The 12,710-nt window shown below is 60.4% G+C and carries 11 protein-coding genes; all 11 read right to left on the reverse strand.

Annotated features, from left to right (window positions below; genetic code table 11):
* Positions 1 to 25 precede the first annotated feature (25 nt).
* The 11 genes from lon to lepB all read right to left on the reverse strand — a co-directional run bounded on the left by lon (position 26) and on the right by lepB (position 12,428).
* A complete protein-coding gene (gene lon / locus C6Y32_RS04445; protein WP_243562526.1) occupies positions 26 to 2,449 on the reverse strand; it encodes an endopeptidase La in 2,424 nt (807 codons plus the stop codon).
* Positions 2,450 to 2,928: 479 nt separating this feature from the next.
* A complete protein-coding gene (gene clpX, locus C6Y32_RS04450; protein ID WP_105204054.1) occupies positions 2,929 to 4,233 on the reverse strand; it encodes an ATP-dependent Clp protease ATP-binding subunit ClpX in 1,305 nt (434 codons plus the stop codon).
* Positions 4,234 to 4,246: 13 nt separating this feature from the next.
* Positions 4,247 to 4,831 (reverse strand): ATP-dependent Clp endopeptidase proteolytic subunit ClpP, encoded by a 585-nt coding sequence (gene clpP / locus C6Y32_RS04455; RefSeq protein ID WP_105204056.1) that lies wholly within the window; start codon positions 4,829 to 4,831, stop codon positions 4,247 to 4,249.
* Between the two features lie 273 nt (positions 4,832 to 5,104).
* A complete protein-coding gene (gene tig, locus C6Y32_RS04460; RefSeq protein ID WP_105204058.1) occupies positions 5,105 to 6,493 on the reverse strand; it encodes a trigger factor in 1,389 nt (462 codons plus the stop codon).
* A gap of 145 nt (positions 6,494 to 6,638) precedes the next feature.
* Entirely contained in the window at positions 6,639 to 7,325 is a 687-nt protein-coding gene (locus tag C6Y32_RS04465; RefSeq protein ID WP_105204060.1) for a metallophosphoesterase, read from the reverse strand.
* 58 nt (positions 7,326 to 7,383) lie between these two features.
* On the reverse strand, positions 7,384 to 8,868 hold the full coding sequence (gene thrC, locus C6Y32_RS04470; RefSeq protein WP_105204062.1) for a threonine synthase: 1,485 nt from the start codon (positions 8,866 to 8,868) through the stop codon (positions 7,384 to 7,386).
* Positions 8,869 to 8,995: 127 nt separating this feature from the next.
* Entirely contained in the window at positions 8,996 to 9,931 is a 936-nt protein-coding gene (locus C6Y32_RS04475) for a dipeptidase (protein ID WP_105204064.1), read from the reverse strand.
* 40 nt (positions 9,932 to 9,971) lie between these two features.
* A complete protein-coding gene (locus C6Y32_RS04480; RefSeq protein WP_243562535.1) occupies positions 9,972 to 10,328 on the reverse strand; it encodes a YraN family protein in 357 nt (118 codons plus the stop codon).
* Between the two features lie 5 nt (positions 10,329 to 10,333).
* Entirely contained in the window at positions 10,334 to 10,945 is a 612-nt protein-coding gene (locus C6Y32_RS04485) for a ribonuclease HII (protein WP_105204069.1), read from the reverse strand.
* Positions 10,942 to 11,856, reverse strand: a complete 915-nt coding sequence (ylqF, locus tag C6Y32_RS04490) for a ribosome biogenesis GTPase YlqF (RefSeq protein ID WP_105204071.1) — start codon at positions 11,854 to 11,856, stop codon at positions 10,942 to 10,944. The genes C6Y32_RS04485 and ylqF overlap by 4 nt, the downstream gene beginning before the upstream one ends.
* Positions 11,857 to 11,858: 2 nt before the next feature.
* Positions 11,859 to 12,428: a signal peptidase I gene (gene lepB, locus C6Y32_RS04495; protein ID WP_105204122.1), complete on the reverse strand. Its 570-nt coding sequence runs from the start codon at positions 12,426 to 12,428 to the stop codon at positions 11,859 to 11,861.
* Positions 12,429 to 12,710 lie beyond the last annotated feature (282 nt).

Here is a 12,710-nt window from a genome sequence, read left to right on the forward strand (position 1 = left end):
GTTTGGCGCCGTTTGACCCGATAGATCACACCCGCACCCGACGGCCTTTTTCGCGCGGCGGCTGCTGTTGGGGCACCGCCGGCAGATCCTGGTGCCGGGCCTCTTTTTTTGCGGGGCGCACCAGCGCCAGCTGCAGCACCTCGGACAGTTTTTGTACCGGGATGAATTGCAGGTGGTCTTTGACCTCCTGGTCTACATCCTCCAGATCGGGCAGGTTTTTTTGGGGGATGAGCACCGTGGTATAGCCATTTTTGTAGGCGGCCATACTTTTTTCTTTGAGGCCGCCGATGGGCAGCACGTCGCCGTGCAGGGTGATCTCGCCGGTCATGGCGATATCGCCGCGCACCGGCAGCTCGGTCAGAGCCGAGACCAGAGCGGTAGTCATGGTGACGCCGGCGGAGGGGCCGTCTTTGGGCACGGCGCCCTCGGGGGCGTGGATGTGGATGTCTTTGGTCTTGTAGAAATTGCCGGGTATCTCGTAGATATCGGCGATGGAGCGCACATAGCTCACCGCCAGCTGGGCCGACTCCTGCATCACTTCGCCCAATTTGCCGGTAAACTGTGTTTTTCCGCTGCCCTCGAGCACGATGACTTCGATGGGCAGGGTGTCGCCGCCCACCGAAGTCCAGGCCAGACCGGTGACCTGACCCACCCGGTTCTCGTGCCGGTCGTCGTCTTTTTCGAATTTGCGGCGGCCCAGCGTATGGGCCAGATTTTTGGCCGTCAGCGAGATCTTTTCGCTCTCGCCCGAGACGATGGCTTTGGCCGCTTTGCGGCAGCAGGAGGCGATCTGGCGCTCCAGGCTGCGCACACCGGCCTCGCGGGTGTAGCCGTCGATCATCTCGAAGATGGCGTCTTTGGAAAAGCGCAGCTGCCCGGCGGTGAGCCCGTGGGCGGCCAGCTGTTTGGGCACCAGGTGGCGCTTGGCGATGTTAAATTTCTCGACATCGGTATAGCCGTCGAGCTCGATGATCTCCATGCGGTCGTAGAGCGGGCCGGGTATCTGCGAGGCATCGTTGGCGGAGGTGATGAACAGCACGTTGGACAGGTCGTACTCCACCTCGATATAGTGGTCGCGGAAGGTGGAGTTCTGGGCCTTGTCGAGCACTTCCAGCAGCGCCGAGGAGGGATCTCCCTTGTAGTCGCCGCCCAGCTTATCTACCTCGTCGAGGAGGATGAGCGGGTTTTGGCTGCCGGCATCGGCCATGGCGCGGATGATGCGGCCGGGCATGGCTCCGATATAGGTCTTGCGGTGGCCGCGGATCTCGGCCTCGTCCTTTACGCCGCCCAACGAGATGCGCACGTAATTGCGACCCATCGCCTCGGCCACGCTTTTGGCGATGGAGGTCTTGCCCACGCCCGGAGGGCCTACCAGGCAGAGGATCTGACCGGTGGAACTGGGCGCTATTTTGGATACGGCGATGAACTCCAGGATGCGCTCTTTGACCTTTTGCAGTCCGTAGTGATCGCGCTCTAAAATGCGCTTGGCGCTGGAAATGGAGTAGTTTTGCTTGGTGCAGGTGTTCCAGGGAAGCTCGAGGCAGGTCTCGAGATAGGTCTGCAACAAATTGGCCTCCTGCGAGCTGGGGGGCATTTTAGAGAGGCGGTGCAGGTTCTTCATCAAATGGTCGGTGGTGTCTTGCGGGACCTGCAGCGAGAGGATCTTGGCCTCCATCTCGTCGAGCTCGTCGGCGGTGTCGTCGTCCTCCCCCAGCTCGCTCTGGATGATGCGCATCTGCTCGCGCAGCACGAAGTCGCGCTGGTTCTGCTCGAGCTGCACCTTCACCTTGTCGTAGATCTCGCGCTCGATCTGCAGCACGTTGATCTCGCGCTCCAGCGCCACCATCAGCCGGTCGAGCTGTTTGATGACGGTGGGCTGCTCCAATATCTCCTGTTTGACTTCGTAGGGGAGCACCGTATTGGCGCAGACGAACTCCACCAGCCGGGCCGGCTCCTGCTCGGCCAGCACGCCCAGCAGGATATCTTTGGGGGCCTGCTTGTTGCCCGAGAGCGAATAGGTCTCGAACAGCTGCTTGACTGTGCGCATTTTGGCCAGCAGACTGTCGGTAGTGCGGCGGGGCAGCGGCAGATCGATGCGTTCGGTGACGGCGGTGAGCATGTCGCCGCCGGTATGCATCTCGATCGTTTTGGCCCGATAGAGACCTTTGGCCAGCACTTTGATGCCGTCGCCGGGCATTTTTAAGATCTGCTTGACCTTGGCCACGGTGCCGATAGCATACAGATCGTCGGCCACCGGATCATCGACCCGGATATCTTTTTGGGCCACCACATACAGGTTACAGCCGTTTTCCAGCGCGTACTCCACGGCGTGGACCGAGATCTCGCGCCCCACGTCAAAGTGCATCACATCGCCGGGAAACAGCACCAGGCCACGCAGAGCCAGCGCCGGTATGCTCTCCTGCCCGTCGAATAAATGAAAATCGCTCAAAATGTCACCTCTCGTAAATCTATCTTCAATCCTAAAAAAACGGAAAACTCTCGTCACTGCGTCAGGTATCCCGACCGCCGCAAACGCCGCAAACGAGACGGCGATAAATCGGGTGCGGCGGCGGAGCTGCTCAGGGCAGCAGATGCCTATTCAAGTTAACATTATACCGGCAGCCGACCCTTTTTTCAAGCAAAACCGACTATTTTAGTAGGCTATCACAAAAATATGTTCTCCTGCCGCCGCTGCGCCGTCACTGCCGGCAACAGATAAAAACAGCACCGGGGCGCGAAAACACTGTCACGCCTCGGTGCTGTTTATACCGAGCGCCCGGGCCAAAATGCCGAGCGCTGTTTAGCTGTTTATCTGTGTGCCACTGCCCTGCCCAGGGGCGACGATACCACTGTGACACCGCTGACCGCACTATTTTCGGGCGCGCGGGCGGCGATGTGAAATCTGCGGGAGACGGGCTTTGCGCCGGGTCAGCTGCGGACCGGCTTGATGGCTGAAGTGCCCACGGTGCTGGCAAAGCGGGGCGGCTTTTTCTTCTCGTCCAGCGTCAGTACCGGGGTAGCTTTACCCAGCACGCAGTCTTTGTTGACCAGCACTTTGACCACCGTATCCTGGGAGGGGATCTCGAACATGATATCGGTGAGCAGGTCCTCCATAATGGAGCGCAGGCCGCGGGCGCCAGTCTTGCGCTCGATGCTCTTTTGGGCGATGGCCCGCAGCGCCCCAACGGTGAACTGCAGCTCGACCCCGTCGAGATAGAGCAGCCGCTGATACTGTTTGACGATGGAGTTTTTGGGCTCGGTGAGGATGCGGATGAGCGCGTCCTCATCCAGCTCCTGCAGCGAGGTGATGACCGGCAGACGGCCCACCAGCTCGGGGATGATGCCGAACTTGACCAGGTCGTGCGGCACCACTTCGGCCAGCAGATTTTTCTCGCGCAGCTCTTTTTTGCTCATGACGTTGGCGCCGAAACCGATGGCCGAAGAGGCCACCCGTTTCTCGATGATCTTGTCGATGCCCTCGAAAGCGCCGCCGCAGATAAAGAGGATGTTGGAGGTGTCGATCTGGATAAACTCCTGCTGGGGATGCTTGCGGCCGCCCTGGGGCGGCACGTTGGCCACCGTCCCCTCGACCATCTTGAGCAGCGCCTGCTGCACCCCTTCACCGCTGACATCGCGGGTGATGGAGGGGTTTTCAGACTTGCGGGTGATCTTGTCGAGCTCGTCTAAGTAGATGATGCCGTGCTCGGCCCGGTGCACGTCGAAGTCGGCGGCCTGGATGAGCTTGAGCAGGATGTTCTCTACGTCTTCGCCCACATAGCCGGCCTCGGTGAGGGTGGTGGCGTCGGCGATGGCAAACGGCACATTGAGGATGCGGGCCAGCGTTTGCGCCAGCAGCGTTTTGCCCACGCCGGTGGGGCCCAGCAGCAGGATATTGGATTTTTGCAGCTCTACATCGCTGTCGTCGCTCTGGGAGAGCAGGCGCTTGTAGTGGTTATACACCGCCACCGAGAGGGTTTTTTTGGCGTCGTCCTGACCCACTACATAGGCGTCGAGCGTCTCTTTGATCTGTTTGGGGGTGAGGATGTTGATGTCCTCCAGACTGCCTGTGCTGCTGGCGGGCGCATACTCCTCCTCATCTAAAAACGACTGGCAGAGCGATACACATTCGTCACAGATATACACGCCCGGCCCGGTGATAAGCTTGCTGACCTCGTTTGCGGATTTGCCGCAGAACGAGCAGTACAGCGTGTTGGGATTGTCGTTATTTGGCATAGTTCACCTGTCCTTATTTTTGCCTTGTCAGAACCTTGTCTACCAGGCCGTAAGCCACTGCCTCTTCGGCAGACAGGAAGTGGTCGCGCTCGGTATCGGCCTGGATGGTGGCCAGGTCTTTGCCGGTGTTGGCGGCCAGGATCTCGTTTAAGTGTTTTTTCATGCGCAGGATGCGCTCGGCCTGGATCTGGATATCGGTGGCCTGACCCTGAGAGCCGCCCGAGGGCTGGTGGATCATGATCTCGGCGTTGGGCAGGGCAAAGCGCTTGCCTTTGGCGCCGCTGGAGAGCAGGAACGCGCCCATAGAGGCGGCCATGCCCACACAGATGGTGGACACGTCGCACTTGACATACTGCATGGTGTCGTAGATGGCCATGCCGGCGGTGATGGAACCGCCGGGGCTGTTGATGTAAAAGGCGATATCCTTATCGGGGTCCTGCCCCTCTAAGTACAGCAGCTGGGCGACCACCAGGCTGGCGGTGGCGTCGTTGACCTCGTCGGACAGCATGATGATGCGGTCGTTTAAGAGGCGGGAAAAAATGTCGTAGGAGCGCTCGCCCCTGCTGGTCTGTTCTACTACCATTGGTACTAAACTCATGATAACACTCCATTTCTGCCGTGATCTCGCGGCGTGTGCCGCAAACTGTTTTTTGCACACCCCATATCCTGCCACAGGACAGGCGCCTATTTTGTCGTAAAAATGCGGGCTTTGTCCCCCCAGATAAACAAAGGGCAGGCAGGGGTACCCCTGCGCTGCCGCTTAGTCTATGTACGAGCAACTCGCCATAGCGAACCGCCGGTAGCGCAACTGTCGCTTTGTTTGGCCCGCTGTACTATATACGATGTACGATGTATGTTGGCCACGCCAGGCTTAGGCCTCCTCGGAGGTCTCGTCGGCTTTGGGCTCTTCGTCTTTTTTGGCAGCCTTTTTTGCCACCGGTTTTTTGGCCGGCGCCTTTTTCTTGGCGGCAGCTTTCTTCTCCTCGATCTCGGCGTTCTCGCGGATGAAATCGATGGCCTTATTTACAGCCAGATCCTCTTTCACGCTGTCGGCGGAGATGAGCTCTTTGACCTTGTCGGCTTCCATGCCGTACTGCTCGGCCATCTTCTTGTACTCGGCCTCGACGGTCTCGTCGTCGACCTGGATGTTCTCGAGCTCGACGATCTTCTCGAGAGCCAGACGGATCTTCACCTGTTTCTGGGCCTGCTCTCTAAAGGTCTTTCTGAAGGAGGCCAGCTCCATGCCGGTGTATTTGAGGTACATATCCAGGTTCATGCCCTGAGCCTGCAGGCGGTACTCGAAGTCGCGGACCATCTCGTCGATGCGGTTTTCGAACATGCAGTCGGGGATCTCACCCTCTAAATGCTCGATAACGGCCTCGACCAGCGCGTTCTCCACCTCGGTCTCGCTGGCTTTGTCCAGCGACTCCTGCAGTTTTTTCTTCACGTCTTTTTTCAGTTCCTCGAGGGTGTCGAACTCGCTGACGTCTTTGGCGAACTCATCGTCGAGTTCCGGCAGCTCTTTGGCCTTGATCTCGTGCAGTTTGACTTTGAACACGGCCTCTTTGCCAGCCAGCTCTTCGGCGTGGTACTCGGCGGGGAAAGTGACGTTCACATCGAACTCGTCGCCGGTGTTGTGGCCGACGACCTGCTCCTCAAAACCGGGGATGAACTGACCCGAACCCAGCACCAGCTCGTGGCCCTCGCCTTTGCCGCCGGCAAAAGCAGTGCCGTCGACAAAGCCCTCGAAATCGATGACGGCGGTGTCGCCGTCGGCGGCGGCACGGTCGTCGACGGTGATGATACGGGCGTTTCTCTCCTGCATGCGCTCCAGCTCGGACTTGACCTGGGCGGCAGTAGCAGTGTTGACGGTCTTGGTGGCTTTTATGCCTTTATAGTCGGTCACGTTGACCTGGGGCTTTACGAACAGGACGGCTTTGAACACGAGCCCATCTTGCTTGCTGGCCGACACCACGTCGACCTCGGGGGCGCTGACCGGCTCTAAGTCGGCTTCCTTCACAGCTTCCATATAGGCCTCGGGCATCACGTCGTTGATGGCGTCGTCGAAGAACAGGCCCTCGCCGTACATCTTCTCGACGATGGAGCGGGGGGCTTTCCCTTTGCGGAAACCGGGGACGCTGATCTTTTTCGCGTTTTTGCGGTAGGCCTTGTCTACTGCGGCGCCGAACACGTCGGCGGCTACCGAGATCTCCAACTCATATTTATTGGTCTCGACCTGGTTAGAACTGTTAAGGCTCATAGTTTTACTTCCTCCTGTACATTACACAATGATCTTTCTGATTATATCACGTTGTTTTTCCAAATTGCAACTGATTGCCGCACTTTTATAGACCAAATGCCCCAAAAAGCGGGCATTTTTTGAAATTTGTCACAAAAAGGCGCAGCTACTCCTGCACCAGCACCGGGCAAAACCCGACCCCGTCGCAGGAGACCAGCTGAAAATCGATGCCGTCGTACACCCCGTTAAAGGCGTACTGTATGCCCTTAGAGTGGATGTGCCCGTAGTAGCACCGCTTTACGCCGTACTGCCGCAGCAGATCCACCGTCTCCTGCGACAGAAAGTCGCGGTACAGGGGCGGGTAGTGCAAAAAGGCGATGATCTCGTGGCCGGGCACGGCGCTCTGCAGCGAGAGGTTCAGCCGGCCGATCTCCCGGTTGCGGATCTTGGCGTCGTTTTCGCTCTGATCCTCGAAAAACCAGCTGCGGCTGCCGCAGATGTTGACCCCCTCCACCAAAAAGCTGTTGTTGCTGAGGATGGAGATACTGTCGAGGCCGTGCTCGGCCAGAAAGTTGTCCATCTTGTTTTTGGTGGTCCACCAGTAGTCGTGATTGCCCTTGAGCAGTATTTTTTTGCCGGGCAGCTGGTGGATGAAGGTGAAGTCGGCCAGCGAGGCGGGCAGGCCCATGGCCCAGGAAATATCGCCCGGCACCACCACCGTGTCGCCGTCTCTCACCAGCCGGCGCCAGTTGTCTTCGAGTTTTTGCAGGTACCCATCCCAGCCGGGAAAGATATCCATGGGCTTATCGGTCCCCAGTGAGAGGTGTAGGTCCCCTATCGTGTAGATACTCAAAAAAGTGTCTCCTGTCTCATTGGTATCGGGTAGTTTTGGGCTGTTTGGCCGCCGGCGCTCACACGCCCAGCGCCGCGCGCACCGCCGCCAGCATATCAGCGGGGGCACAGACGGTGGTAAAGCGGTCTTTTTTGCCCTGCAGCGCCGCCAGCGGGGCGGGCACCGGCACGCCGGAGACCGCCTGCAGCGCGTCGAGCACGGCAAAATCGTCATCGGGGCAGCGCTCGCCCAGCGCCGCCAGCACGCTGCCGGCAAACTTGTAGGGACTGGCGGTGGACACCACCACCGTGGGGGTGGTGTCGCCGGTGTCGCGGCAGTAGTCGCGGTACACCTTTACCGCCACGGCGGTGTGGGTGTCGCACAGATAACCGTAGCGCTCGAACACCGCGCGGATGGTATCGGCGGTCTCGTCGTCGGTGGCGCAGCCGGCGGCAAACTGCGCGCGCAGGCGCTCGAGCAGCGCCCCGTCTACAGTAAAGGTGCCGTCTTTGGCCAGCTGACCGTAGAGCCGGCGCACCAGTGCATCGTCACCGCCGCTCAGCAGGTAGATGAGCCGCTCGAGATTGGAGGAGATGAGGATATCCATCGACGGCGAGATGGTGGTGTAAAACGGGCGGTTGCGGTCGTACCGGCCGGTCTGCAAGAACTCGGTGAGCACGCAGTTCTGGTTGGAGGCGCAGATCAGCTTGCCCACCGGCAGGCCCATCTCCCCCGCCAGATAGGCAGCCAGGATATTGCCGAAGTTGCCGGTGGGGACCACGAAGTTGACCGGCTGGCCCATCTGCACCCGGCCCTGCTCGACCTGCTGCAGGTAGGCGTACACGTAGTACACGACCTGGGGCAGCAGGCGGCCCCAGTTGATGGAGTTGGCGCTGGAAAAGCGCTTGCCCGCATCGAGGAAGGCCTGGGTGGCGGCGGGATCGGTAAAGATGGCCTTTACACCGGTCTGGCAGTCGTCGAAATTGCCTTTTACCCCGAACACCTGGACGTTTTGACCCTCTTGGGTCATCATCTGCCGCTTTTGCATATGGCTGACCCCTTCTTCGGGGTAGAACACGGCGATCTGGGTGCCGGGCACATCTTTAAAGCCCTCCAGCGCCGCCTTGCCGGTATCGCCGGAGGTGGCCACTAAAATGACGATCTCTTTGCCGTCGCCGACTTTTTTGTTGGAGGCGCTCATCAGCACCGGCAGCATCTGCAGCGCCATATCTTTAAAGGCGCAGGTGGGGCCGTGCCACAGCTCCAGCACCGACATCTCCTCCCCCAGCGCAGACATGGGGGCCGCCCCTTCGGGGAACGAGAGATCGTCGTAGGCGGCGGCCACACAGTCGGCCACCTCAGCGGCGGTAAAATCGGTCAGGTACAGGCCCATCACCGCCCGGGCCACGGTGCGGTAGTCGGCCCCGCGCAGCTGCTCCAGCAGATCGCCCAGCGCCGGTATCTGCCGGGGGATGAAAAGGCCCCCCTCGCTGGATATGCCCTGCAAGATGACTTCCGCCGCGCTCTTGTGGTAGGCGCGGTCTCTTGTGCTGCAATATTCCATACTCTCAAACGCTCCCTGTTTTTATCATTCATTTTTAAGTGCGCGTCAGGCCGGGCGCCCATCTTGGGCTCTGCCAAAACGCATTTTTACATATTTTTCTATCGGCGCCAGCGGGCCCACTGCCTTTTTATACCGACTTATGCGCCAGCGCCTGCCGCACAAAAAAGTGGACGGCGTTGTTGTAAAAGATGTCCCACACCAGGCTCTGCTTGTAACCGTGGGCCAGCATAGCCTCGTAGAGCTGAGGCAGGGCCGCCGCTGTTTTGAGATCCTCGGGCATGTAGGCGCCGTCGAAATCGGACCCCAGAGCGATGACATGCTCGCCCCCCAGCTGGAGAAAATGGTCGATGTGGCAGAGGATATCCTGGATGGTGGCCGGGCCGCTGTCGCGCAAAAAGGCCTGGTTGTAGTTGATACCCACCAGACCGTGGCTGTCGCGTATGACGCCGAACTGGTCGTCGGTCAGGTTGCGGGGGTGACCGCACAGCGCCTTGGCGCAGGAGTGGCTGGCCACAAAGGGGCGGGTGGCAGTTTTGGCCACATCGTAAAAGCCGGACTCGCTCAGGTGCGAGACATCGACGACGATGCCCAGCCGCTCCAGCTCGCGCACCGCCGCAAATCCCAGCGGCTTGAGGCCCTTATCCTCCTCGATGCCGTAACCCAGCTCGTTCTCGCCGTTCCAGGTGAGCGTGAGCATGCGCACGCCATCACGGGCCAGCGCCTCGCAATTTTTTAAGTTGCCCGCCAGCACGGCCCCGCCCTCGACAGTGAGGATGGGCAGCACCGATGGGCCCTGGCCGGACTGCAGCTGCTGGCGCAGCTCTTGCGGACGGCGGGCAAAAGACAGGCCCGACTGCTCTTTTATGTAGGCCAGCACATTTTTATAATAGGTGTAGGCGGCGGCGCCCCGCAGCCCATCGGGGATAAAAATGGCAAAGCACTGCACCCACTGCTCGAAAAGCGATGCCTGTTCCAGCGATATCTCGAACCCGTTTTGCACAAACGGCGCCCGCTCGTCGTAGCACTTGGTGGCGGTGTCGCAGTGCAGATCGAACACTTTCATCTATACACGCTCCCCTCTCTGGGGCACAGCGGCCCCACGGTCATGTATATGCATTGGGCAGATGCTCTACCCGGGTGACCTCGAACTGCTCGTTGAGCCAGACCTCGATCACATCAAAGCGCAGCTGTACATCTTTTAGGCCTGCCGCCTGCAGATACACCCGGGTGGCCAGCTTGATGCGCTCTACTTTTTGGGCGGTCACCGCCTCGATGGGGCGCAGCATGGAGCCCTCCAGCCGCGCCTTGACCTCCACCACCGCCAGCAAATCATCCTGTTCCGGCGGCGAGGCGACGATATCCAGCTCGCCGAAGCGGCAGCCGAAATTGGCCGCGCGCAGACTGTAACCCCTGTCGCGCAGAAAACGGGCGGCGTACACCTCGCCCAGAATGCCCGACATGGGCTTCACTTTGACAGCACTTTCTTTAAAAAGCTGCGGCGGTGCAGCGGCGTGAGCCCTAGCTGGGCAATAGCCGCATAGTGGGCTTTGGTGCCGTAGCCCTTATGCCGCTCGAACCCGTAACCGGGGTAGGTGGCGGCGGCCTCGACCATCAGCCGGTCTCTGGTGACTTTGGCCAGGATGGAGGCCGCGGCGATACTGGCGGACTTGCCGTCGCCGCCGATGACCCACTGGCAGGGCACCGGGGCCGGCGGGCAGCGGTTGCCGTCGATGAGCGCCAGCGCGGGCGCCGGGTCAAGGCCGGCAACCGCCTGCGACATAGCCTGCATGGTGGCGTTTAGAATATTGTCGCGGTCGATGACCTCGGGGCCCACCAGCACCACCTGGTAGGCCAAGGCATTTTGCACGATCTCACCGTACAGCGCCTCACGCCTTTTTTCGCTGAGTTTTTTGGAGTCGTCGAGCCCGGCCGGGCAATAGCCGGGCGGCAGTATCACCGCCGCCGCGCAGACCGGGCCGGCCAGCGGGCCGCGGCCGGCCTCGTCGACGCCGCAGAGAACGCCGAACTTCTGCCGATACGCGTCGTCGAAATCCAGCAGCGGGGCTATATCTCTCACAGCTCTGCCTCCCCTTCTGGGGCGGGAGCGGCGCTCTCGTCGGGGGGCATTTCTAAAGTGAAGCGGCCGATCTTTTGGCCGCGGTACTCGTCGATCACGGTGATGGCGGCCCGCTCGGTATTGACCTCGCCGCCGGCGACGAGCATGCCGCGCTTTTTGCCGATGAGCTGCAGTACCTCCCATCCGCCGTCACAGCCGTCCAGCTGCTGGCGGGTGAGCTTATAGCGCTCACACAGCTTGTCGGGATAGCGCTGACACAGCACGTCGAGCAGCTTCATGGCGATGTACTCCAGATCCATGATATCGTCTTTGATGGCGCCGGTAAAGGCCAGCTTTTCACCCACTGCCTGATCCTCGAACTTGGGCCACAAAATGCCGGGCATATCGAGCAGCTCCAGATCTTCGCTGATACGGATCCACTGCTTGCCGCGGGTCACGCCGGGGCGGTCTTCCACCTTGGCCCGCTTGCCGCCGGCAATGCGGTTGATAAAGGAGGATTTGCCCACATTGGGCACCCCCACCACCATCACTCGGATCTGGTAGCCGCTCATTCCTTTTTTCTGGCGGCGCTGGATATAGTCGGCCAGCGCCTGGTGCACCGCCGGGACGAACTGGTTAAGGCCTTTGCCGCTCTTGGCGTCGATGGCGATGGCCGGCACGCCGTGAGCGCGGTAATAGGCGATCCACCGGCGGGTGGCGCGCTCGTCGGCCAGGTCGCACTTGTTGAGCAGGACCATCTTGGGCTTTTGGCCCAGCATCTCGTCGAGCTCGGGGTTGCGGCTGGCGCTGGGGATGCGGGCGTCGACGATCTCGGCCACCAGGTTGACGTTGCGCAGGTTTTCTTTGATGAGGCGCCGGGTCTTTTGCATGTGGCCGGGGAACCACTGAATGGTGTGCAGGTCGTTTGGCATGGCTACGAGATCCCTCCTATCGCACTAAACGGGTACAGCCGGAAGATGGCCTCGCCGATGATATCCTGTTTGGACACCTGGCCCAGGCTGGAAAAGCGGCTGTCCTCGGAGTGGTTGCGGTTGTCGCCCATCACGAAATACTTTCCCTTTTCAACCACCAGCGGAAACTGCACGTCCCCCTCCAGCTTGGTGCGCTCGCGGATATAGGGCTCGATGAGCGTTTCGCCGTCGACGGTGACGGCGCCGGTGACAAAGTCGATATCCACCGTTTGCCCCTCGGTGGCGATGATGCGCTTGATGTAGAGCTTATCGTCCTCGTGGCTGTCGAGCACCACGATGTCGCCCCGCTCGGCCTCGTAGAAAAAGGGCAGGATGGTGAGGATATCGCCGTTGTGCAGCGTCTCTCTCATCGAGTCACCCTCCACCCGGACCGGGCGGATGACAAAGGTAAAGAGCAGACTGACGATCACCAGCGAGACCACGATGGTCTCGACCCAGCTGAATAGCTCGCGGTAAGCACGACCCGGCTCGCCGGCAGCCGTTTGGCCCTCTTTTTCCTCAACAGGCAGCATGCGCATGCACCTACTTTCTTGGCTCTCTCCCCTGCCGGGCGCGGCGCTTGCGGCCCGCCCGGCAGGGCTGCTCCGGCACGTTGGGCCACAGCAGTCGTATAGTATATTATAGCATGACAGGCCCGGCAAATAAACCCCCATTTGCAAATGCGGGCGCCGCCGGGCGCGCGGGGCCGGGCCGGCAGCCGTCCCTTCTACACATCTTGCGGTGGATAAGAGACCGTGCCCACCCCGGTGGTGGCCCCCTGGCAGCTGCGATACCGCACGGTGTGGTGTATGGCC

This window comes from Neobittarella massiliensis (ex Bilen et al. 2018) (assembly GCF_900289145.1).
GTDB classification, from domain to species: domain Bacteria; phylum Bacillota; class Clostridia; order Oscillospirales; family Ruminococcaceae; genus Neobittarella; species Neobittarella massiliensis.